This is a genomic window from Amycolatopsis sp. NPDC048633, from assembly GCF_040650695.1.
Lineage (GTDB): Bacteria > Actinomycetota > Actinomycetes > Mycobacteriales > Pseudonocardiaceae > Amycolatopsis.
This window is the reverse complement of record NZ_JBEZHS010000019.1, coordinates 64,017-85,715: the sequence shown is the minus strand read 5'-3', so window position 1 is coordinate 85,715 and position 21,699 is coordinate 64,017. Positions and strand designations below refer to the sequence as shown.

The window sequence follows — 21,699 nt, the reverse complement described above, 5'->3', positions numbered from 1 at the left end:
CGGGCCGTGACACCGGAAGTGCCGGCGTCCCGTTCGGAGGGTGGTCGCCGGAGGTCATGAAAGACCCTTTCAGCGCGCCCGGCGACATGAACGACCCTTTCACCGCGCCGGACACCCGAGGCCCGGCAAGGTAGATCGGTCCGGTGTGTCGCTCAGCGGAGCACGTGGTGGCGGTTGGGCACGGCGCCGCTCCCGTGGATCGGCAGTGACGCCTCGGCTTTTCGAGCCGTCGCCGGAGGTCATGAAAGACCCTTTCAGCGCGCCGGACGCGGTGAACGACCCTTTCATGACGTCGGGCCGGGGGAAGGAAAGGTTCAGCGCTGCACGACGACGAGCACGGTGCCGTCGTCGCCGCGGACCTCGAACCGGGAGATCTGGTCCATCGCCAGGGAGATGGAACCCTGCAGCCGCAACGGGTCCGGTGAGCCGGGGATGCCGAAGCCCTTGGGCGGCACCGCCCAGCCGGATACCACGCGGTCGTCGCCGGTCGTCGACACGGCGAAGAGCTGGCACTTCAACGGTCCGACGATGCCGCTCAGCTCGAGGTCGACCCGGGTGCCCCACTCCACGGGGGACACCTTGACGACGGCGCTGACGGCGGACCCGCCGGTCCCGCTGCCGCGGCCGTAGGTCTGGCCGCCACCGGGCTGGGTCGGCGCGCCGGTGGACGGCGGTGGCATGGATGTCGCCGGGACGCTCGTGGCCGGCGGCGGCTGCTTGCTGCTCGGCGCGGAGAGCGAGGCGGGCGGGACGGCGTCGGCCGGGCGGACCGCGAGGGTCACCAGCGGGCCGGCCACGACGAGCGCGGCGGCCGCGGCGGCGGCGATGATCCCGAGCCGCTTGCGGCGGCGGCGCTTGACCGAGGCCTCTTCCATCAGGCCGCGCAGCACGCGGGGCCCGGGCGCGAGGGTGCGGGGGCTGGGCGCGGGCATCGGGGGCTCCGGCCAGCTGCGCTTCACCAGGTCCAACACATCCGGCAGCTGGTAGAGCTCGATCAGGTCGAGCTGGCAGTGCGGGCAGTTCATGAGGTGGGCTTCGAACTGGGTGCTCTCGGCCTCGCTGAGCACGCCGAGCACGTACGCGGCGACGTCGGTGTGTGCGGACCCGGCCACCCTCAGTTCACCCCCGCTCGCGCAGCGCCCGGCGCAGCGCGCGGACGGCGTGGTGGATGCGGGACTTGATGGTGCCCGGGGGCACGCCGAGGGTCGCCGCCACCTCGTTCACGGTCCGATCGCGCAGGTAGGTCTGCTGGATGGCCTCCCGCTGCTCGGGCGAAAGGCCCTGCAGCGCCTCGTAGACGATCATCGCGGCGAGCGTCCGGTCCGACTCGTCGGACACCGCGATCGCGTCGGATTCGATCTCCTCGAGCTCCTGGGGGCGGACGCTCCGGCTGCGCCAGCCGTCGATGACGGTGCGCCGGGCGACCGTGAACAGCCACGCGCGCAGCATCTCCGGCTGGCGGTCGAGCTTGTCCGCGTTCCGCCACGCCTTGATCAGGGTCTCCTGCACGACGTCTTCGGCCCACTGCCGGTCGTGGCCGGTCAGCCGGAGCGCGAACGCCATGAGGGACCCGCCGAACTCCTGGTAGAGCGCCTTCGCCAGATCGTCATGGGCGTCGTTGTGCTCACCAGCGACGTCCTGACTTTCGACGGGTCTCAGCGCTCGAGTGTGCCGTCCCACGCGGGACATCCTGGTGGGCCGGACGGCGTACGTCTAGTACCAAATGCCGCAACGCGGGGGCCAAAACTTTTTTGAACCGTTTCCGGACCGTGTCCGTATCCCCTACCGAAGACCCCCGACAAGGCGTTGTCCCCCGCAACGCCTCCACATCCACCCCGGACCTCATGTCCACAGTGGATCTTTCGCGCGCATTTTCGCCTCACCCCAGGCTGCTGCGCGTAGTCATGCCCACGGAGGAGCAGTGATACGCATTCCCCGAACGGTGGTCCCCGCCGCCGTGTGCCTCACCGCACTCGCCCTGCTCACCGCCTGTACCGCCGGCGCGGCCACGACCTCGGCCGGTTACGGCGGCGCCGGTATGCAGCAGATGCCCGGTATGCAGGCCCCGATGACGCTCGCGATGCCGCAGCCCATCACCGCGAACCCCAACGACCCGATGAAGAGCCAGATCAGGGCCGCGAAGACCTTCGACCTGGGTCTCATGCTCGTCGACGGAACCGGATACACGATCTACCGCTACGACCGCGATTCGACCGACCCGTCCCAGTCGAACTGCAACGACGCGTGCGCGGCCAAGTGGATCCCGGTCAAGGTCGGCGGTCCCGCGCCGATCGACGTCGACCAGTCGCTGATCGGGCAGATCACCCGCGACGACGGCACCCAGCAGCTCACGCTCGCCGGCTGGCCGCTCTACCACTTCACCGGTGACAGCGAGCCCGCCGACACGTCCGGCCAGGGCGCCGACCAGGCCTGGTACCCGATCGCGCCGGACGGCAAGAAGATCACGCTGACGCAGGACGAGTGGAGGACGAATGCTTTCGGCATCTGAGCACGCCGGGCTCGAGTTCGCCCCGCCGTCCCCGCTCGAGCGTTCCCGCCCGGTGGTCCGGATCCTGTTCGTGCTGGTCGCGGTGCTGACCCTGCTCGCGTCGGTGTCCCCGGCCTCGATCGCCCAGACGACCGCGGTCTCGCCCGAAGACGCCATCCTGCTGACCAAGGTCCGCCAGGCCGGGCTGTGGGAGATGCCCTCGGGCATGATGGCGATGCAGAAGGGCAGCCCGAAGGTCCAGGCGATCGGCTTCGCGATCATGATGGACCACGGCCGCCTCGACGTCGGGACCCGCGCGTTGTCGCAGAAGCTCAACTCGCCGGTGCCCGACCAGCCTTCCGACGAACAGCGCGGCTGGCTCCTCGAAGAGATGAACGCGGCCCCCGGGCCGGCGTTCGACCGCGTCTTCGCCAACCGGCTGCGCGCGGCGCACGGCCAGGTGTTCGCCGTCCTCGCGCAGCTGCGCGCCGGCACCCGCAACGACGACGTGCGGGCGTTCGCGACCGTCGGCAACCAGGCCGTCCTGCGGCACATGACGATGCTCGAAAGCAGCGGCATGGTCGACTACGACGCCCTCCCCACGCCGGCGGTCTCCACCACCGCCGCACCCGCCGGGGCCGCGCTCGGCCTCGACACGTCCCAGATCGCCGTGGTGGCGGCGCTGTTCCTCCTGGTCGGCGGCGGCCTCTTCTACGTGCTGCGCCAGATCAAGGGCAACCGCGGCCGCGCCCGGGCCACGCGCCGGCCGGCCACCGTCAGAACCGGGGGTAGCCATGGTTGAGACCTGGCACGACGCGACGATCTTCCTCACGCAGCAGTTCCAGCCGAAGACCGACCCGGCGGCCCGCGGCCTCGCGGCCTTCGCCGCCCGGGCGTCCTACGCGGCGATGATGCTGACCCTCACCTGGGGCGTGCTCACCGCCACCGGCTGGGTGCGCTCGGTCACCGGCCGCAAGGCGCTGCGCAGCTCCCACATGGTGCTGGCCACCGGAACGATCATCTTCGGCGGCATCCACGCGCTGGGCTTCTTCTACCTGACGGTCCAGCCGTACAGCCTGCAGTACCTGTTCCTCCCCTTCCTGTCGGGCCAGGAGACCCGGCACAGCATCGGCATCGTCGGCTTCGAGGTCATGCTGGCCATCGCGCTCACCGCCGGCCTGCAGCGGTTCACCTCCTACCGCCGCTGGCTGTGGCTGCACCGCTGCGCGTACCCGGCGGTCGCGCTGACCGCGCTGCACGCGTGGTTCGGTTCGATCGCCAACGGCCACCTCGCGGTCGTCTGGCTGGGCGGCATCACGCTGCTCGTCCCGGCGGTCACGACGTCGCTGCTGCGGTTCATGCCCGCGCGGACCCTCGAACGCATCGGACTCGTGGAAGAGCAGGTGGCTTGACATGCCCTTCCGACTCCCCGGTGGCGGGCCCCGGATCAGCGTCGACAACGACCGGTGCGAGCTCTACGGCATCTGCGCCATGGAGGCGCCGGACGTGTTCGACCTCGGTCAGGACGGCCGCCTGCGCTTCCACACGCGGCTGCTGGACGAAACCACCATTGAACAGGCGAAGATGGCGGCTCGCTGCTGCCCGATGCAGGCGGTCGTGATGAGAGGAGAGCTCGATGGCTGACGGCGACCGGATCGTCATCGTCGGCGCGGGTGTCGCCGGGCTGCGGGCCGCGGAACGGCTGCGGGAGCAGAAGTTCGACGGCGAGATCGTCCTGATCGGCGACGAGGCGCGGCGGCCCTACCACCGGCCGATGGTCTCCAAGGCACTGGTGATGGGCACCGAACGGCCCAGCGACGTAGGCCTTTCGCACTATCTTCCCGACCTCGACGTCCACTGGCGCCTCGGCGCGCGGGTCACGCACCTGGACACCACCGAGCGGGTCGTGCACCTGCCCGGCGGCGAGTCCCTCTGGTACGACGGCCTGATCGCCGCGACCGGCGTCTACCCGCGGCACCTGCCCGGGGCGCCGCGGCACGACCCGCGCGTGCGGATCCTGCGCACGGTCGAGGACTCGATGGCGGTGCGGCGCTGCCTCAACGCCAGCAAGAAGCCGGCCGTCGTGATCGGCGCCGGCCTGATCGGCAACGAGTTCGCCGCGAGCATGCGGCACATCGGCCGGGACGTCACGCTCGTCGGGCACGCGAAGGCCCCGCTGCACCGCTTCGGCGACCGCGTCTCGAGCGGCGTCGTCGAGGCGCACCACGAGCACCGCGCGAAACTCGCGATGAAGAGCGAAGTGCGGCACTGGATCAGCACGAAGGACACCGTCGGGCTGCACCTGACGAACAACCAGCTGCTGGTCGCCAGCGTCGTCGTGCTCGCCATCGGCAGTGTCCCGTCGGTCGACTGGATGCGCGGCTCCGGCCTCGACATCAGCGACGGCGTGCTCTGCGACTCGAAGCTGTTCGCCGAGGGTGCCTCCGACGTCGTCATCGCCGGCGACATCGCGCGCTGGCCCAACCTGCGGTTCGACGAGACCCCGCGGCGGGTCGAGCACTGGATCAACGCCGTCGAGTCGGCGCGGCACGCGGCGGACAACCTGCTGATGGGCCAGTCCGGCGCCAAGCCGTTCACCCCGCTCCCCCGGGCCTGGTCGACGCTGTACGACACCCGGCTGCAGATGTGCGGGATGCCCGGCCTGGCCGAGGACACCGTGACGCTGGCGGACGGCATCACCGGCTTCATCCGCGACGGCCGGCTCGTCGGCGTCTCCGCGTGGGACAAGCCGCGGGCGATGCTCGACTGGATGGCCGAGCTCGACCGCCGGCTGCCCGCACCCGACTTCGTACCGGAGCCGGAGCCCGCGCCCGTCGCGGAGGTCCCCGACGTCCCGGTCGTCGAGCCGGCGCTCGCCGCGCTGGCGGCCGAGGTGCCGACGGAAGTCGACAGCGGGTTCGACCAGCAGGCCTTCGAGCGCGAGTTCGAGAGCGAGTTCGCCAACAACATCCCGACGACGGCGTTCCCCGCGCTCGCGGCCCCGCCCACCACGGCGTTCGCCGCGCAGCCCGGCGGGGCGGCGCCGCCGACCATGGCCATTCCGATCGGGAGGTAGCAGAAGCCGGGACGTGGCTGCGCGCGGCGGCCATCGTCCCTGGCCGGTCACCACATCCCCTCCGCGGCTGGGCGGTGTGGTGACCGGCCCCCCAAACGTCCCCCCTTGCCCGCCTCGCCTCTGTCAATGGAACGAGCGCCCGGCGGGCCGGAAGAGGGCCACTCCGAGGGAACCCGACACCTTCGGAGTGGCCTTCTTCCGGCGCACCGGGCGGGGGTCCGGGGTCGAGCGCCACGGCGGCATCACCGCCGTCGCGGCGTGCACGTCCGTGACGGCCTTTCCGGCGGAAGGGTATGCCGCCGGAAAGGCCGTCACGGTCGAAGTCGGGTCGGGGTTGCACCGGTGAGGCCGCCTCGAGGGAAACGGGAACCCTCGAGGCGGCCTTCACCTCGTCCGGGCCCCTGGGGAGACCTTCGATTCGGCCACGACGAGCACGCCGAGGACGAGGACCGCGATGCCGACCACCCGCAGTCCCGCGTCGGCACCTTCGACGAAGGCCGTGACGACGTCGTGCGCGCGGCTCGTCCTGGCCAGCGCTTCGGCCACCGTGTGCGCGTCCCGGACGTCCGGGGGAAGCGCGGCGGCGAACTTCGCGGTCATGACCGTGCCGATGACGGCGACGCCGAGCGCGCTGCCGAACTCCCGGGTGGTGGCCTGCAGCCCGGTGCCGACGCCGGCCCGGTCCGGCGGCAGCGAGCCCGCGATGACGCCCGACAGCGTCGGCAGCGCCAGTGTCACGCCGATCCCGGTCACCACCAGCCAGGCCGCGTAGCCCGCGTACGGCGTTTCCGCGTCGCTCGTGGACAGTCCCAGCAGGCCGCCCCCGACGAACGCGAAGGCGAGCGCCACGGTCGCGTCGAGCCCGATCCGCCGGGTCAGCACGCCGGCGTGGCGGCCGCCGAGGATGATCGGGACGGTCAGCGGGATGATCCCCAGCCCGGTGCCCAGCACGCCGAACCCCTTGGCGTACTGCAGGAACGACGCGTTGACGTAGAACAGCGCGAACATGCCGAAGAAGATCGTCGTCATCCCGAGGCAGGCGCTGCGCAGGCCCGGGATCCGGAACAGCCGCGGGTCCAGCAGCGGGTGCGCCGCTCGCAGCTCGACGAACGTCCACGCGGCGAACAGCGCGGCGGCACCGGCGAACCCGGTCAGGACGACCGCGCTCCCCCAGCCCGCTTCCGGGCCCTGGACGATCCCGACGAGCAGCGCGACCGACGCGCCGACGAGCAGCACCGTGCCCAGCGGGTCGAGCCCGCGGTCGTGGCGCGACGACACCGGCGCGGTCCGCGCCACCAGGGCGGCCGTGCCGAGGGCGAGCGGCACGACGGCGGCGAACAGCCAGCGCCACGAGCCGGTGGTCAGGACCAGCCCGCCGCCGACGTTGCCGAGGACGCCGCCGATGCCGGTCATCGACGCCCAGGTGGCGATGGTCGCGGGCTTCTTCTCCGGCGGCACGGCGTGCAGCAGGACGGCGAGCGAGTTGGGCAGCACGGCGGCGGCCCCGGCGCCGGTGAGCGCCCGGCCGGCGAGCAGGAGGACGACGTCCGGGGCCACCGCCGACAGCAGCGCGCCGGCGGCGAACAGCCCGAGCCCGGCCAGCAGGACGCCCTTGCGGCCGAAGCGGTCGCCCGCCGCGCCGCCCGGGATCACCAGGCAGGCGAACACGATGACGTAGGTATCGACGATCCAGACCAGCGCGGACGCGGACGGGTGCAGGGTGCTCGCGGCGAGCATCGGGACGGCGAGGTTGACCGCCGCGACCATGCCGACGACGAGCGCCACGCAGGCGCACATCAGCGTGAGCAGGCCGGTTCGGTGCTTGAGGTGCATGCGCCCGACGGTAGGAAAGGCCGCCTGTGTCGTGCCACGCAACTTCGGCAAGACAGGTTTGCGTAGGGTGCAACGATGGACTTGAACCTGTTGCGCGTGTTCGACGCGCTGTTGCGGGAGGGGAGCGTCACGGCCGCGGCCGAGCGCCTGAACCTGTCCATCCCGGCGACGAGCCGCGCGCTCGGCCGGCTGCGGCGGGCGATGAACGACCCGATCCTGGTCCGCGCGGGCCGCGGCATGGCCCCGACGCCGTTCGCGCTGCGCACAGCCCCGCGCGTGCGGTCGCTGCTGGAGGAGGCCTCGGCGCTGATCAGCACCGAGGTGGCGATCGCCGACCTCGAGCGCACGTTCACGATCCGCATCAACGACGGCGTGGCGGCCACCCTGGCCACGGCGGCGGCCGAAGCGACGGCCGCGGCCGCCCCCGGCGTCACGCTGCGCTTCGTCGCGGAGGGCACCGAGAGCGCCGAGGCGCTTCGCGACGGCTCGATCGACCTGGACATCGGCGTGGGCGAGCACGCGGCGCCGGACATCCACAGCACCGTGCTCTACCGCGAACGCCTGGTCGCGGCGGTGCGGGTGGACAGCCCCTTGGGCAAGCACCGCCGCCCGACGCTGGCGCAGCTGTGCCGCCACCCGCACGTGTCGGCGTCCCGGCGGGGCCGGGCGCGCGGGCCGCTGGACGAGGTCCTCGCCGCGGCGGGCCTGCAGCGGCGGGTGGCCGCGGTCGTGTCGACGTCCGCGGTGGCCGCGCTGGTGGTCTCGTCCAGCGACTACGTGGGGCTGCTCCCCCAGCGCCTGGCCGAGCAGCACCGCCCGGCGCTGGGACTCCGGTGGTTCCCGGTCCCGGCCGAGCTGCCGGAGGTGGAGGTGCGGCTGTCCTGGCACGCGCGGCTGGACGCGGACCCGGCCCAACGCTGGCTGCGCGACACCATCACGGCCGCGCTCCACTGACCACCGACGTCATGAACGAGTCGTTCACCGCGTCCGACGACGTGAACGAGTCGTTCATGGCCTCCGAGCGGCCGTCCGGTATGGCACGATTCAAGCGTGACCAGCACCGCCGCCACGGCTCAGTACCTGCGCGACCTCGCGCTGCTGCGCCGGGTCCGGGACCGGATCGACCGGGAGTTCGCCCAGCCGCTCGACGTCGAGGCGCTCGCGCGCGGCGTCAACATGTCCGCCGGGCACCTCAGCCGGCAGTTCCGCAAAGCCTACGGAGAGTCACCGTATTCGTACCTGATGACGCGGCGGATCGAGCGGGCGATGGCCCTGCTGCGCAAGGGCGAGCTGAGCGTCACCGAGGTCTGCTTCACCGTCGGCTTCTCTTCGCTGGGCACCTTCAGCACCCGGTTCGCCGAGCTGGTGGGCGTGCCGCCGAGCGTCTACCGCGAGGAGCAGGCCGAGGCCACCGTCGGGATGCCACCGTGCGTGGCCAAACAGGTCACCAGACCGATCAGGAATCGAGAAGCGCGGCCCCCGGCCGCCACCTAGGGTGACCGCCATGGACGTCACCATTCACTCGAGCTTCCTCCCCCACACCGACCCGGAAGCGTCGCTCGCCTTCTACCGCGACCTGCTCGGCTTCGAGGTCCGGATGAACGTCAAGTACGGCGAGATGAGCTGGATCACCGTCGGGCCGCCGAACCAGCCCGACACCGCGATCGTGCTGGCGCCGGTGGCCGCGACACCCGGCCTGACCGATGACGAGCGCCGCGCCGTCAACGAGATGATGGCCAAGGGCACCTACGCCGGCCTCAACCTCGCCACCAAGGACCTCGACGCCCTCTTCGCCAAGCTCCAGGCGGGGAACGCCGAGGTCGTCCAGGAGCCGGTCGAGCAGCCCTACGGCGTCCGCGACTGCTCCTTCCGCGACCCCGCCGGCAACCTGCTGCGCATCCAGGAGCTCCGCTGACCGAGGTCGCGGCCGTCCGGAGCTACCGCCAGGTGCTGCGCGACCGGCAGGTGGCCGGGCTCCTGCTCGGCGACCTCCTGGCCAACGCCGGCACCGGCATGATCATCGTCGCGATGCCCGTGCAGACGCTGTCCCTGCACGGGAACGTCCCGAAGGCGATCGCGATCGGGCTGGTGGAGGCCGCGCCGTTCGTCCTGTCGACCGTCCTCGCGCTGGCCGTCGGCCTGGGCCGGGTGCGGGTCCCGCCGCGCACCCTCCTGGTCGCCGACTGCGTCCTGCGGTCGCTGACCTTCGCCGCCCTCGGCGTCCTGTCCGTGACCGGGCAGCTCACCCTGCCGGTGCTGATCACCGGGCTCCTGTTCGGCGCGACGTTCCGGCTGGCCGGGTCGAGCAGCCGCCGCCTGCTGGCGACGTCGGCCGCCGGTGAAGCCGGGCGCTTCTCCGTCAACGGCCTGCTCGGGCTGAACAGCACGTTCGCGCTCTACATCGCCGGGCCGGTGCTGGGCGGGCTGGTCGTGGCGACGGCCGGCGCGGGCTACGCCCTCTTCTTCGACGCGGCCGGTGCCCTGATCCTGCTGGCGGCCACGCTGCTGGTCGTGCCCCGGGCCACCGAGGGCCGGGACGCGCTGCGCGAGCCGAAGACCTCGGGCTGGCGGATCCTGCGCCGCCGCCCGGTGGCCGCCCGGCTGCTCGTCGTCGAGTTCTTCTTCAACTTCCTGTACATGCCGATCGAAGTGGCGCTCCCGCTGTACGTGAGCGGGACGCTGCACGCGGACGCGTCCGCCCTGGGCCTGCTGTGGGGTGCGCTCGGGGTCGGCGCGTTCGTCGGCGCCGCGCTCGTCAACCAGCTGCGGAACCTGCCCCAGCGCCCGCTGCTGGTCGCGATCATCGGCCTGTGGGCGCTGTGCCCGATCGCGCTCGCGTCCGTCGGCAACCTCACCGCCGCGCTGGTCGTCTTCGGCCTGGGCGGCCTCGTGTACGCGCCGTTCACGCCGGTCGCGTACAGCTTCCTGCAGTCGGGGCTCGCCCCCGGGGAACAACAGCAGGTCGTCACGCTGTGGACGACCGGCTCGACGGTGGCCGCCCCGCTGGGCCTGGCCCTCGGCGGCCCGCTGATCGAGCTGGCCGGCACCACCGGCGGGCTCGTGCTCTCCGGGGTGCTGACACTCCTGCTGCTCCCGATCGCGGCCCGGGCGGTACTCGGGCGGCGCACACCGGAAAGGGACGTCACATGTGCCTGAGCCTCCAGATCGCGGCGCGGGAGCACCTGCGCGAGCTGGCGCTGCTGCGCCGGGTCCGCGACCGCATCGACCGGGAGCACGACCGGCCACTCGACCTCGAAGCCCTCGCGCGCATGGCCGACCTGCCGGTGACGCGGTTCGTCCAGCGTTTCCGGCTGGCTTACGGCCTCTCCCCGCACGGCTACCAGGAGCTGGCCAGAGCGGTCAGGAATCGAGAAGCACCCGGCGCCGAAGCGGCCGTAGCGTGATCGGCATGGACCTCACCATTCACCAGACCTTCTTGCCCCACAACGACTTCGAGGCCTCGCTGGCCTTCTACCGCGACACGCTCGGCTTCGAGGTGCGCAACGACGTCGAGTACGGCGGCCAGCACTGGCTCACGATCGGCCCGCCGGGCCAGCCCGACACGTCGATCGTGCTGACCCCGGCGGCCGTGACGCCGGACCTTTCCGACGACGAACGCCGTACCATCACCGGGATGATGGCCAAGGGGACGTACGCGGCGGTCAACCTGGCCACAAAGGACCTCGACCGCGCCTTCGAACGGATCCAGGCCGGCGACGCCGAAGTCGTCCAGGAGCCGGCCGACCAGCCCTGGGGGATCCGCGACTGCTCCTTCCGCGACCCCGCCGGAAACCTCGTCCGCATCCAAGAACTGCGCTGACCGCTGGAGACACCGATGACCAAGCCCACGAGGAAGTCCGCGCCGCACGTCGCCGACACCCACGACCTGATCCGCGTCCACGGCGCGCGCGTGAACAACCTCAAGGACGTCAGCGTCGAGCTGCCGAAGCGGCGCCTGACGGTGTTCACCGGTGTCTCCGGCTCCGGCAAGAGCTCGCTCGTGTTCAGCACGATCGCCGCGGAGTCGCAGCGGCTGATCAACGAGACCTACAGCACCTTCGTGCAGGGGTTCATGCCGACGCTGGCCCGGCCCGACGTCGACGTGCTCGACGGGATCACCACCGCGATCATCGTGGACCAGGAGCGGATGGGCGCCAACGCGCACTCCACGGTCGGCACCGCGACCGACGCCAACGCGATGCTGCGGATCCTCTTCAGCCGGCTCGGGCAGCCGCACATCGGCTCGCCGCAGGCGTTCTCGTTCAACGTCGCCTCGATCAGCGGCGCCGGCGCGGTCACCATCGAGAAGGCCGGGCGGCAGGTCAAGGAGCGCCGCAGCTTCAGCATCACCGGCGGCATGTGCCCGCGCTGCGAGGGCCGCGGCAAGGTCAACGACATCGACCTGACCGCGCTGTTCGACGAGGACAAGTCGCTCAACGAGGGCGCGATCACGATCCCCGGCTACAGCATGGAGGGCTGGTTCGGCCGCATCTTCCGCGGCTCCGGCTTCTTCGACGCCGACAAGCCGATCAAGAAGTTCACCAAGAAGCAGTTCAACGACCTGGTGTACAAGGAACCGACCAAGATCAAGGTCGAGGGCATCAACCTGACCTACTCGGGGCTGGTCCCGGCGATCCAGAAGTCCATGCTGGCCAAGGACGTCGACTCGATGCAGCCGCACATCCGCGCGTTCGTGGAGCGGGCCGTCACGTTCACCACGTGCCCGGACTGCGAAGGCACGCGGCTGTCCGCGGAGGCCCGGTCGTCGAAGATCGACGGGATCAGCATCGCCGACGCGTGCGCGATGCAGATCAGCGACCTCGCCGGCTGGGCGGGGAAGCTCGCCGAGCCGTCCGTCGCGCCGCTGCTGGACGCGCTGCGGCGCACCCTCGACTCGTTCGTCGAGATCGGGCTCGGCTACCTCTCGCTCGACCGGCCCTCGGGCACGCTCTCGGGCGGGGAAGCCCAGCGCACCAAGATGATCCGCCACCTCGGGTCGTCGCTGACCGACGTCACCTACGTGTTCGACGAGCCGACGATCGGGCTGCACCCGCACGACATCCGGCGCATGAACGACCTGCTGCTGCAGCTGCGGGACAAGGGCAACACGGTGCTGGTCGTCGAGCACAAGCCGGAGGCGATCGCGATCGCCGACCACATCGTCGACCTCGGCCCGCGGGCCGGCTCCGACGGCGGCGAGATCGTGTTCGAGGGCACGGTGGCCGGCCTGCGCAAGAGCAAGACGCTGACCGGGCGGCACCTGGACGACCGCGCTTCGCTGAAGTCGTCGGTGCGTTCCCCGGCGGGCTTCCTGGAGGTCCGCGGCGCTTCGACGCACAACCTGCGGGACGTCGACGTCGACATCCCGCTCGGCGTGCTGACCGTCGTGACCGGGGTGGCGGGCTCGGGCAAGAGCTCGCTGATCCACGGCTCGGTGTCCGGCGGCGAGGGCGTGGTGACGGTCGACCAGACCGGGATCCGCGGCTCGCGCCGGAGCAACCCGGCGACCTACACCGGGCTGCTGGAGCCGATCCGCAAGGCCTTCGCCAAGGCCAACGGCGTCAAGCCGGCCCTGTTCAGCGCGAACTCCGAAGGCGCGTGCCCCAACTGCAACGGCGCCGGCGTCATCTACACCGACCTGGGGATCATGGCCGGCACCGCCACGCCGTGCGAGGTGTGCGAGGGCAAGCGGTTCATGGCCGAGGTGCTGGACTACACCTTCGGCGGCCGCGACATCAGCGAGGTGCTGACGATGTCGGTGGCCGAGGCCGAGGAGTTCTTCGCCGACGGCGAGGCGAAGCTCCCGGCGGCCCACAAGATCCTGACGCACCTGTCGGACGTCGGCTTGGGGTACCTGACGCTCGGCCAGCCGCTCACGACGCTGTCCGGCGGTGAGCGGCAGCGGATCAAGCTGGCGACGCACATGGCGGAGAAGGGCGGGGTCTACGTCCTCGACGAGCCGACGGCGGGCCTGCACCTGGCGGACGTCGAGCAGCTGCTGGGGCTGCTGGACCGGCTGGTGGACTCCGGCAAGTCGGTGATCGTCATCGAGCACCACCAGGCGGTGATGGCCCACGCGGACTGGATCATCGACCTCGGCCCGGGCGCGGGCCACGACGGTGGCAAGCTCGTGTTCGAGGGCACGCCCGCGGAGCTGGTCGCCGCGCGGTCCACATTGACCGGTGAGCACCTCGCGGAGTACGTCGGCTGACCGGTGGCGGAAGGCCGGGAATGTCCGGATGTGGTGAACGACTCGTTCACGGCGTCGGACGGGGTGAACGAGTCGTTCACCACTTCGCCCGCGTGGCGGGTGCGGCGCGGCAGTGCGTTGGCCAGGTGACCTGCGCGATCGACGCCACAGTGGAGCGTGCCGGCGCCCCTATACCAGATTCGGCGGTGGGGCAGGCCCCCGGAATGTGCCGGGGGCGCTCCGGGTTCCCGCGACGACCCCTACCCGGAAGACTCGGGGCGGTGACCACAGACAACCTCGTGCACACCGGCAGCGACTTCGCCCGGCTGAGCCAACGCATCTCCGCCGCCGGCCTGATGGTGCGCCGTCCCGGCTACTACACCGCCCGGTTCGCCGTCGTGGGCGGGCTGTTCGCCGCCGGGTGGGTCGCCTTCGCGCTGCTCGGGAACTCGTGGTGGCAGCTGGCCGTCGCCGCGTTCCAGGCCGTGATGTTCGCGCAGATCGCGCTGCTCTCGCACGACCTCGCGCACAAGCAGGTCTTCCGGCGCCGGCGGCCCACCGAGATCGCCGGGATGCTGGTCGGCAACCTCGGCATCGGCATGAGCTACGGCTGGTGGATGGACAAGCACACCCGCCACCACGCCAACCCGAACCACGAGGAGCTCGACCCCGACGTCGACCCGGACATCTTCGTGTGGTCGAAGGGCCAGGCCGGGAAGGCGAGCGGCGTCGCCCGGTTCATCGGGCGCTACCAGGCGTTCCTGTTCTTCCCGATGCTGACGCTCGAAGGCCTCAACCTGCACGTGTCGGGGATCCGCGCGGTGTGCAAGCCGGGCCTGCGCCGCCGCTGGGTGGAAGCCTCGCTGCTGGCCACGCACATCGTCGTCTACCTCGGCGCGCTGCTCATCGTGCTTCCCCCCGGCAAGGCGGTCCTGTTCTTCGTGGTCCACCAGGCACTCTGGGGCATCTACATGGGATCGATCTTCGCGCCCAACCACAAGGGCATGCCGACGCTGACCGGCCGCCCCGAGCTCGACTTCCTCCGCAAGCAGGTGCTGACCTCCCGCAACGTCCGCGGTGGCGTCGTGACCGACGTCGCCCTCGGCGGCCTCAACTACCAGATCGAGCACCACCTGTTCCCGAGCATGCCGTCGGTGCACCTGGGGCGGGCCCAGCCGATCGTCCAGGAGTACTGCGCCGAGCTGGACATCCCGTACCTGGAGACGAGCCTGATCGAGTCGTACCGGCAGGCCCTCACCCACCTGCATGAAGCTGGGGCACCTCTCAGGAACGGTTCGTAGACTCGGGAGCATGAGGAAGACGATCGCGGCCCTGCGGGACCTGCCTGCAGCGTTCGGTGCCAAGGCCACCGGGGCGCGGGCCGAGCGGGTCCGCTCCTCCCCGCAGTTCGACGGCAAGGTGTTCCGCAACGCCGCGCCGCGGCACCCGATGACCGCGTCGTCGATGCGGACGATCTTCCGCGAGATGTTCTTCGGCGAGCACCGCGAGCTGCGCAAGCCGGACGGGGCAGTGCCGCTGGTGGCCTCGGCGCCGGTGCTCTCGGCCGAGGGTCTGCACGTCACGTGGTACGGCCACGCGTCGGCGCTGGTCGAGCTGGACGGCGCCCGGGTGCTGCTGGACCCGGTCTGGAGCGACCGGGTCTCGCCCGCGGCGTTCGCGGGCCCGCGGCGGCTGCACGAGCCACCCGTGGCGCTGTCCGGGCTCGGCCGGGTCGACGCGGTGGTGATCTCGCACGACCACTACGACCACCTGGACCTGGCGACGGTCCGGGCGCTGGTGGCTTCCACCTCGGCACCCTTCCTGGTGCCCCTCGGGGTGGGCGCCCACCTGGAGCGCTGGCACGTCCCGGCGGCGCGGATCATCGAGCTGGACTGGACCGAAGAAGCGACGGTGGCGGGCGTCCGCTTCGTCGCGACACCGGCCCAGCACTTCTCGGGCCGCGGCATCACGAACGACGACACGCTCTGGACGTCGTGGGCACTGCTGGGGCCTTCCCACCGGGTGTTCTACAGCGGCGACACGGGGTACTTCGACGGGTTCACGTCGATCGGCGCCGAGCACGGCCCGTTCGACGTGGCGTTGATCCAGATCGGCGCGTACGCCCCGCAGTGGCCGGACATCCACATGACCCCGGAGGAAGGCGTCGCCGCGGGGATCGACGTCCGGGCGAAGCTGCTGATCCCGGTCCACTGGGCGACGTTCCAGCTGGCGATGCACCCGTGGGGCGAGCCGGCGGACCGGGTCTGGCGCGAAGCGAAGGCGGCGGACCTGGCGCTGGCGATCCCCCGCCCGGGCGAGCGCATCGACGTCGCCACTCCCCCGGCGGTGGACGGCTGGTGGCAGGCGCTGTGATCGACGAGCCGACACCTGTGACCAGAGGGTCGACACGCGTGATCAGGGCGACGACACGGCTCAGCCCTGCCGTGTCGACCCTTCAATCACGCGAGTCGACCCTTCGATCACGCGTGTCGGCTTCTCGAGCACGCCGAGGGCGGGAGCGGGTGTGAAGCTGAAGCTGGACCTCCACGACATCTACAACCGCGGCGGGGAGATCGACCGGGCGCTGAAGGGGATCATCGACGAGGCCGTCGCCAAGAAGGCGCCGCTCGTCGAGATCATCCCCGGCAAGGGGTCGGGCCAGCTGAAGAAGCACGTCCTGCGGTTCCTCGAGCGCAAGGACATCAAAGCGCTCTACCACCGGATCGAGAAGGACAAGGACAACTTCGGCCGGGTCTTCGTGCACTTCCGCTGGAAGTGATCAGAACCGGCTGTCGTGGCGGGCTTCGGCCCAGGCTCGGTCCCACGCCAGCGAATGGAGACGGCTCACCGCGAGGCGGCCGGCGCCGTACACCGCGGCCAGCGCGCCCGTGATCGCCACCCACAGCAGGATCGCCGCGAAGATGCCGTCGGCCACCGAAGTCGACGGGGACAGCGGCTCGTTCACCAGCTCGCCTCGCTGGTCCAGCCACACCGATACGTGCGTGCCCGCCGGGCTGCCCGCGTCGGCGAGGACGTCGCCTACGTGGCGGGCGCCGCGGGCGTCGAACCACGCGGCCTGGACCGTCGTCTGGTCGGCCGGGGCGCCGGCGCCGTCGGTGCTGTAGGCCTGGCTGGGCGCCGCGGCCAGCGACACCGCCGTCGCCGGGTGGCGGGTCGTGCGTTCCTGCTCGGCCCGGGCGGTCTGCGCGGCGTACGTCTCGGAGCCGAACGCGGCCGCGAACGGCAGCGCGAGGAGCGCACCCGCGAAGACCAGCACCAGCAGAGCTGCCTCGACGCGGTCGCCGAACCTGGTCAGCGGATTGCGGCCCGGGTGCAACCGGCGCCGGAAGCGGGTGATCCGTCCGCTGGGCCCACGCATGCGCGACTCACTCCTCCCAGAAAAACGTCATCTCGATAACAGTGTGCGCGCGGGGGCTCGACTTTCTCTCGTAAATGGGATGCGGCCCACCTGTGAACCCGTGCACAACCACCCGGTCGCGCTAGCTCGCCGCGATCGCCGACCACAGCGCGTGAGCGATCTGCGGCCCGCAGACGTCCGTGTGGCTGCCCACGAACCGGTCGGCGCGGAGGTTGTGCGGGACGCCCGGCCGCCAGCGGTAGCTCCCGCCCACCGGCAGCAGCTCCGCGGTGACGGCCTCGGCGGTCCGCTGCGCGCCGTGGCGGCCGATGCCGCCGTAGGAGCCGCTCACCAGCGTTTCCGCGATCGAGTAGGGGACGTCGGCGGCGGCATCGTGGACGCTGTGCGTGACCAGGATCGGGCCGGTGACGACGCGCCCGTCGAGGACGCGGCGGAACTCACCGGGCCGCCCGTCGTCCCAGTCCGCGGAGAAGCCGTACCGCGAGACCATCGCCTGCAGCAGCGTCAGCGTGGCCGACGAGCCGGCCGGACGCGCGTTCGCCGCCGCCGTCACCAACCGGCCGCCGAAACCGTGCCCGGCGAGGTGGATCCGCAGGTCCGGCCGGGCGAGCGCGTCGAGCAGCGGGGCCAGGCCGCGCTCCCCCACCGTGCCCGCGCGGGCCTTGAGCTCGTAGTGCACCAGGTAGTCGAGCAGACGCTCGGCCGCCGGTTTGGCGAGCCGGTCCATGACCGTGCCGCCGGGCAGCGAGAACAGCTGTGCCGACGCGTCTTCGCGGTCCTCGGCACCTCGGGTGGCCACGGAGAGCAACGCGGCCGCGAACGCCGTGCGCGCGGTCGCGCGGGCCGTCAGCGCCGGCACGAGGTCGGCGGCGGCGTCGATGGTGAGCCGGTGCCCGGGCCGGAGATCGCGCAGCTGGTCCAGCCGCTGCGGGAGATCACCGCCGGGTGGCTCCGAGGACGGCCACCGGACGCAGGCGAGCGCGATCCCGCGGCCGGGCTCGCCGTCGGTCACCGAGCGCAGCGACTTGGCGAGCGCCGCATACAGCCGGTGACCCCAGCCGTGGCAGAGCACGAGCAGATCGGTGGTCCCGGCCGCGAGCTCCCGCACGGCCGCGCCCCGGTCGCCGACGAGCTCACCCGCCCGGTCGAACCCGACCTCGGCGGCCGGGAAACCGCACAGCTGCACGGAGGTCCTCCTCGGGCGACGACTCCCGGGAAGTCGCCCGCGCGAGCGCGGCCGTTACTCAGAGCCAGTCGTCCGGGCGCGGCCACGGCATCAGTGCCGCCAGCGCGTCCCGGGCCGGCTCCGTGACGGCGTACCGGCCCCGGTGGAACAGCAGCGGCCGGGCGTCCGACGGCGCGCCCAGCGCGGTGACCCGGCCGATCACGACGTAGTGGTCGCCCGCCTCGTGCACCGCTTCCAGCTCGCAGTCGATCCACGTCAAAGCGCCGTCGAGCAAGGGCGCCCCGGACGGCGACGGCGTCCAGCCGATCCGCGCGAACTTGTCCTGGCCGCGGGCGCCGAACACCGCGCTGACCTCTTCCTGGTGCTCGGCCAGCACGTTGACCGCGAACCGGCCCGCCGCGGCGAGCACCGGCCAGGTGCGGGACGACTTCGCCGGGCAGAACAGCACGAGCGGCGGGTCGAGCGACAAGGCCGCGAACGACTGGCAGGCGAACCCGGCGAGGGTGTCGCCGTCCCGGCCGGTGACCACGGTGACGCCCGTGCAGAAGTGCCCGAGCACGCTGCGGAACTCGGTCCGGTCGACCGCCACCGAGGTCATGCGCCCGGGGGCCGCGCGCCGACCGAGAAGTCGTGGCCCCACAAGGAGACCGCGGTGCTCTCGCGGGCGATCCAGTTGTCGTCGTCGACCTGGCGGCCTTCGCAGCCGAACTCGACGTCGAAGCCGCCAGGGGTCTTCATGTAGAACGACAGCATCAGGTCGTTGACGTGCCGGCCGAGCGTGGCCGACATCGGCACCTTCCGCCGGATCGCGCGGTCGAGGCACAGGCCGACGTCGTCGGTCTGCTCGACCTCGATCATCAGGTGCACGATCCCGCTCGGGGTCGGCATCGGCAGGAACGCCAGGCTGTGGTGACGCGGGTTGCAGCCGAAGAACCGCAGCCACGCGGGCGCGCCGTCGGCGGGCCGGCCGACCATCTGCGGCGGCAGGCGCATCGAGTCGCGCAGCCGGAAGCCGAGGACGTCGCGGTAGAACCGCAGCGACGCTTCGTCGTCCTTTGTGGACAAAACGACGTGACCCAGCCCCTGCTCACCGGTGACGAACTTGTGGCCGTACGGGCTGACGACGCGGCGGTGCTGCAACGCGACGCCGTGGAACACCTCCTGGGTGTTGCCGGACGGGTCGTCGAAGCTGATCAGTTCGTCGACGCGCCGGTCGGCCAGCTCCTCCGGCGTGCCCTCCTTGTAGGGCACCGAGGCACTGTCCAACCGCGACCGGATCTCGGCGAGCTCGCCGGCGTTGGCGGCTTCCCAGCCGGTCCGGTCGAGGCGGTCCGACGCACCCGGCGTGATGACCAGCCGGGCCGGGAAGTCGTCCATGCGCAGGTAGAGCGCGTCGGGATTCTCCCCCTTGCCCTCGACCATGCCGAGCACCTTGAGCCCGTATTCGCGCCACGCGGCCATGTCGGTGGCTTCGATGCGGAGGTACCCCAGTGACCGGATGCCCATCAGGAACTCCCGAGGAAGTCGAGGGCCAGCCGGTTGAACTCGTCGAACTTCTCCAGCTGGGCCCAGTGCCCGCAGCCGCCGAACACGTGCAGCTGCGCGCGCGGGATGGTTTTCAGTGCCAGCAACGCGCCGTCGAGGGGGTTGACGCGGTCCTCGCGGCCCCAGATCAGGAGCACGCGCTGGCGCAGGCGGTGGGCCTCGCGCCAGAGCATGCCTTCTTCGTAGGTGCCGGGCTGCGCGAACGACATCCCCATGGCCCGCATCGCGGCCAGGGACTCGGGGGTGTTCGCTGCGGCGAACCGGTCGTCGATCAGCTCGTCGGTGATCAGCGCCTGGTCGTGGACCATGATGCGCAGGAAGGCTTCCATGCGCTCCCGGCTGGGTTTCGCGGCGAACCGCCCGAGGTTCTTGACGCCTTCGGTCGGGTCGGGCGCGAACAGGTTGACGCTCAGCCCGCCCGGCCCCATCAGCACCAGCCGGTCCGCGCGCTTGCCGTGGTTCAAGGCGAGCCGGACCGCGGCGCCGCCGCCCAGGGAGTTGCCGACGAAGTGGGCGCGCTCGATGCCGAGGGCGTCCATCAGACCCACGACGGCGTCCGCGCTGTGGCGGAAGTACTGCGGGTGCTCGGTCGGCTTGGCGGAGCGGCCGAAGCCGGGCTGGTCGACGGCGATCGTCCGGTAGTGCTTGGCGAACTCCGGCAGGTTGCGCCCGAAGTTGCTCCACGCGGACGCGCCGGGCCCGCCGCCGTGCAGCAGGATCACCGTCTCGGCGTGCTCGGCGCCCGCCTCGTGGTAATGCAGCTTCAAGTCGCCCGCCTGGACGTACTTTCCTTCGGGAGCGGCCATCAGTACATCGCGTTCTCGACGGGGAGCCCGAAGGCGCCGGTGCCGAACATGACGTACGCGCGCTCGGCGTCGTTGGCCGCGTGGACGCGGCCGGCGTGCGCGTCGCGCCAGAAGCGCTGGATCGGCGTGCCGCGCTGGATCGCGCGGCCGCCGGAGTTCTCGAAGAGCCGGTCGATCGCGGAGATCGCGCGTTCCGTGCCGCGCACCTGGTCACGCCGGACCCGCAGGCGCAGGTCCACGGGCAGCCGTTCCTCGCGCTTGGCCAGTTCGTACAGCTCGTCGATGTTGCGGGTCAGCTGCAGCCAGGCGGCGTCGATCTCGCTGGCCGCCTCGGCGATCCGCACCTTGGCGAACGGGTCCTCTTTGGACTGTTCACCGGCGTACGCGGCCCGCACGCGCTTGCCCTGATGCTCGACGTGCGCGTCGTAGGCGCCCTGCGCCATGCCGATGATCGGCGCGGTGATCGTGGACGGGTGCACCGAACCGTAGGGCAACCGGTACAGCGGCCCCGGGTTCACGGCTTGCCCCGGCACCTTGCACTTCGACGTCGCGATGAAGCTCAGCGCGCGGTGCTGCGGGATGAAGACGTCCTCGACGACGATGTCGTTCGAACCGGTGCCACGCAGGCCCACCGTGTCCCAGACGTCCACGATGGAGTAGTCCGCGATGGGCAGCAGGTAGGTGCAGAAGTCGACCGGCTTGCCGTCCTTGAACGCCGGTCCGCCGAGCAGCACCCACGTGCAGTGGTCGCAGCCGGAGGAGAAGCTCCACCGGCCACTGAGCCGGTAGCCGCCTTCGACGACCTCGGCCTTGCCCATCGGGGCGTACGACGAAGAGATCCGCACGTCCTCGTCCTCACCCCAGACCTCCTGCTGGGCCTGCGCGTCGAACAGCGCCACGTGCCACGGGTGGACGCCGAGGATGGAGGCGACCCAGCCGGTGGACCCGCACGCGCTCGCGATCAGCTTGACCGCGGTGTAGAAGCTCACCGGGTCGGTTTCGAGGCCGCCGAACGACTTCGGCTGCAGCATCTTGAAGAACCCGGTCTCCTGCAGGGCCTTGACGGACTCCGCCGGGACGCACCGCGCGTCCTCCGTGTCCTGGGCCCGTTCCCGCAGGACCGGCAGGAGGTCCCGGACCCCGGCGATCACCGGCTCGCTCATGCGCAGTCCTCTCTCGCGTTCAACTCCCGCAAG

Annotated in this window: 24 protein-coding genes; 15 read left to right on the top strand and 9 right to left on the bottom strand. The window is 71.5% G+C overall.

Annotated features, from left to right (window positions below):
• Positions 1 to 314: 314 nt before the first annotated feature.
• Both AB0C38_RS29450 and AB0C38_RS29445 read right to left on the bottom strand, forming a co-directional pair.
• On the bottom strand, positions 315 to 1,112 hold the full coding sequence (locus AB0C38_RS29450; RefSeq protein WP_360679330.1) for a zf-HC2 domain-containing protein: 798 nt from the start codon (positions 1,110 to 1,112) through the stop codon (positions 315 to 317).
• A gap of 7 nt (positions 1,113 to 1,119) precedes the next feature.
• Entirely contained in the window at positions 1,120 to 1,680 is a 561-nt protein-coding gene (locus tag AB0C38_RS29445; RefSeq protein ID WP_360679327.1) for a sigma-70 family RNA polymerase sigma factor, read from the bottom strand.
• 241 nt (positions 1,681 to 1,921) lie between these two features.
• Here AB0C38_RS29445 and AB0C38_RS29440 point away from each other — a divergent pair, with 241 nt between their 5' ends.
• The 5 genes from AB0C38_RS29440 to AB0C38_RS29420 are packed head-to-tail and all read left to right on the top strand — an operon-like array spanning position 1,922 to position 5,564.
• Complete coding sequence (locus tag AB0C38_RS29440; protein WP_360679325.1) at positions 1,922 to 2,509, top strand: hypothetical protein; 588 nt, start codon at positions 1,922 to 1,924, stop codon at positions 2,507 to 2,509.
• Positions 2,493 to 3,290 carry a DUF4142 domain-containing protein gene (locus AB0C38_RS29435; protein WP_360679322.1) on the top strand — a complete coding sequence of 266 codons (798 nt, stop codon included), beginning with the start codon at positions 2,493 to 2,495 and terminating at the stop codon, positions 3,288 to 3,290. The genes AB0C38_RS29440 and AB0C38_RS29435 overlap by 17 nt, the downstream gene beginning before the upstream one ends.
• On the top strand, positions 3,283 to 3,900 hold the full coding sequence (locus AB0C38_RS29430; protein ID WP_360679319.1) for a ferric reductase-like transmembrane domain-containing protein: 618 nt from the start codon (positions 3,283 to 3,285) through the stop codon (positions 3,898 to 3,900). The genes AB0C38_RS29435 and AB0C38_RS29430 overlap by 8 nt, the downstream gene beginning before the upstream one ends.
• Position 3,901: 1 nt before the next feature.
• On the top strand, positions 3,902 to 4,132 hold the full coding sequence (locus tag AB0C38_RS29425; RefSeq protein WP_086675010.1) for a ferredoxin: 231 nt from the start codon (positions 3,902 to 3,904) through the stop codon (positions 4,130 to 4,132).
• Positions 4,125 to 5,564 (top strand): FAD-dependent oxidoreductase, encoded by a 1,440-nt coding sequence (locus AB0C38_RS29420; RefSeq protein ID WP_360679316.1) that lies wholly within the window; start codon positions 4,125 to 4,127, stop codon positions 5,562 to 5,564. Before AB0C38_RS29425 ends, AB0C38_RS29420 begins: the two co-directional genes overlap by 8 nt.
• A gap of 384 nt (positions 5,565 to 5,948) precedes the next feature.
• On the opposite strand, the gene AB0C38_RS29415 is transcribed toward AB0C38_RS29420, so the two are convergent.
• A complete protein-coding gene (locus tag AB0C38_RS29415; RefSeq protein ID WP_360679525.1) occupies positions 5,949 to 7,361 on the bottom strand; it encodes an MFS transporter in 1,413 nt (470 codons plus the stop codon).
• A gap of 111 nt (positions 7,362 to 7,472) precedes the next feature.
• Here AB0C38_RS29415 and AB0C38_RS29410 point away from each other — a divergent pair, with 111 nt between their 5' ends.
• The 10 genes from AB0C38_RS29410 to AB0C38_RS29365 all read left to right on the top strand — a co-directional run bounded on the left by AB0C38_RS29410 (position 7,473) and on the right by AB0C38_RS29365 (position 16,366).
• Positions 7,473 to 8,351 (top strand): LysR family transcriptional regulator, encoded by an 879-nt coding sequence (locus AB0C38_RS29410; protein ID WP_360679313.1) that lies wholly within the window; start codon positions 7,473 to 7,475, stop codon positions 8,349 to 8,351.
• A 96-nt stretch (positions 8,352 to 8,447) separates the two neighbouring features.
• Positions 8,448 to 8,891: a helix-turn-helix transcriptional regulator gene (locus tag AB0C38_RS29405; RefSeq protein WP_360679310.1), complete on the top strand. Its 444-nt coding sequence runs from the start codon at positions 8,448 to 8,450 to the stop codon at positions 8,889 to 8,891.
• Between the two features lie 10 nt (positions 8,892 to 8,901).
• A complete protein-coding gene (locus tag AB0C38_RS29400) occupies positions 8,902 to 9,312 on the top strand; it encodes a VOC family protein (protein ID WP_360679307.1) in 411 nt (136 codons plus the stop codon).
• A 32-nt stretch (positions 9,313 to 9,344) separates the two neighbouring features.
• A complete protein-coding gene (locus AB0C38_RS29395; RefSeq protein WP_360679304.1) occupies positions 9,345 to 10,553 on the top strand; it encodes an MFS transporter in 1,209 nt (402 codons plus the stop codon).
• A complete protein-coding gene (locus tag AB0C38_RS29390) occupies positions 10,544 to 10,801 on the top strand; it encodes an AraC family transcriptional regulator (protein WP_360679301.1) in 258 nt (85 codons plus the stop codon). The genes AB0C38_RS29395 and AB0C38_RS29390 overlap by 10 nt, the downstream gene beginning before the upstream one ends.
• A 5-nt stretch (positions 10,802 to 10,806) precedes the next feature.
• Positions 10,807 to 11,217, top strand: coding sequence for a VOC family protein (locus AB0C38_RS29385; RefSeq protein ID WP_360679298.1), 411 nt, complete (start codon positions 10,807 to 10,809; stop codon positions 11,215 to 11,217).
• Positions 11,218 to 11,232: 15 nt separating this feature from the next.
• A complete protein-coding gene (locus AB0C38_RS29380; protein ID WP_360679296.1) occupies positions 11,233 to 13,608 on the top strand; it encodes an excinuclease ABC subunit UvrA in 2,376 nt (791 codons plus the stop codon).
• A 260-nt stretch (positions 13,609 to 13,868) separates the two neighbouring features.
• Positions 13,869 to 14,888: an acyl-CoA desaturase gene (locus AB0C38_RS29375; RefSeq protein ID WP_360679293.1), complete on the top strand. Its 1,020-nt coding sequence runs from the start codon at positions 13,869 to 13,871 to the stop codon at positions 14,886 to 14,888.
• 10 nt (positions 14,889 to 14,898) lie between these two features.
• Positions 14,899 to 15,960: an MBL fold metallo-hydrolase gene (locus AB0C38_RS29370; protein WP_360679290.1), complete on the top strand. Its 1,062-nt coding sequence runs from the start codon at positions 14,899 to 14,901 to the stop codon at positions 15,958 to 15,960.
• A gap of 151 nt (positions 15,961 to 16,111) precedes the next feature.
• Positions 16,112 to 16,366 (top strand): Smr/MutS family protein, encoded by a 255-nt coding sequence (locus tag AB0C38_RS29365; protein WP_360679287.1) that lies wholly within the window; start codon positions 16,112 to 16,114, stop codon positions 16,364 to 16,366.
• Here the strand turns inward: AB0C38_RS29365 and AB0C38_RS29360 are convergent, their stop codons facing one another.
• The 6 genes from AB0C38_RS29360 to hsaA form a co-directional block, all read right to left on the bottom strand.
• Positions 16,367 to 16,966, bottom strand: coding sequence for a hypothetical protein (locus tag AB0C38_RS29360; RefSeq protein ID WP_360679284.1), 600 nt, complete (start codon positions 16,964 to 16,966; stop codon positions 16,367 to 16,369).
• Between the two features lie 121 nt (positions 16,967 to 17,087).
• Positions 17,088 to 18,152 carry a hypothetical protein gene (locus AB0C38_RS29355; protein WP_360679281.1) on the bottom strand — a complete coding sequence of 355 codons (1,065 nt, stop codon included), beginning with the start codon at positions 18,150 to 18,152 and terminating at the stop codon, positions 17,088 to 17,090.
• Between the two features lie 58 nt (positions 18,153 to 18,210).
• Complete coding sequence (hsaB, locus tag AB0C38_RS29350) at positions 18,211 to 18,750, bottom strand: 3-hydroxy-9,10-secoandrosta-1,3,5(10)-triene-9,17-dione monooxygenase reductase subunit (protein WP_360679278.1); 540 nt, start codon at positions 18,748 to 18,750, stop codon at positions 18,211 to 18,213.
• On the bottom strand, positions 18,747 to 19,658 hold the full coding sequence (hsaC, locus tag AB0C38_RS29345; RefSeq protein ID WP_360679275.1) for an iron-dependent extradiol dioxygenase HsaC: 912 nt from the start codon (positions 19,656 to 19,658) through the stop codon (positions 18,747 to 18,749). Before hsaC ends, hsaB begins: the two co-directional genes overlap by 4 nt.
• Positions 19,658 to 20,503 (bottom strand): 4,5:9,10-diseco-3-hydroxy-5,9,17-trioxoandrosta-1(10),2-diene-4-oate hydrolase, encoded by an 846-nt coding sequence (gene hsaD, locus AB0C38_RS29340; RefSeq protein ID WP_360679273.1) that lies wholly within the window; start codon positions 20,501 to 20,503, stop codon positions 19,658 to 19,660. The genes hsaC and hsaD overlap by 1 nt, the downstream gene beginning before the upstream one ends.
• Entirely contained in the window at positions 20,503 to 21,666 is a 1,164-nt protein-coding gene (hsaA, locus tag AB0C38_RS29335; RefSeq protein WP_360679271.1) for a 3-hydroxy-9,10-secoandrosta-1,3,5(10)-triene-9,17-dione monooxygenase oxygenase subunit, read from the bottom strand. Before hsaA ends, hsaD begins: the two co-directional genes overlap by 1 nt.
• Positions 21,667 to 21,699: the final 33 nt, after the last annotated feature.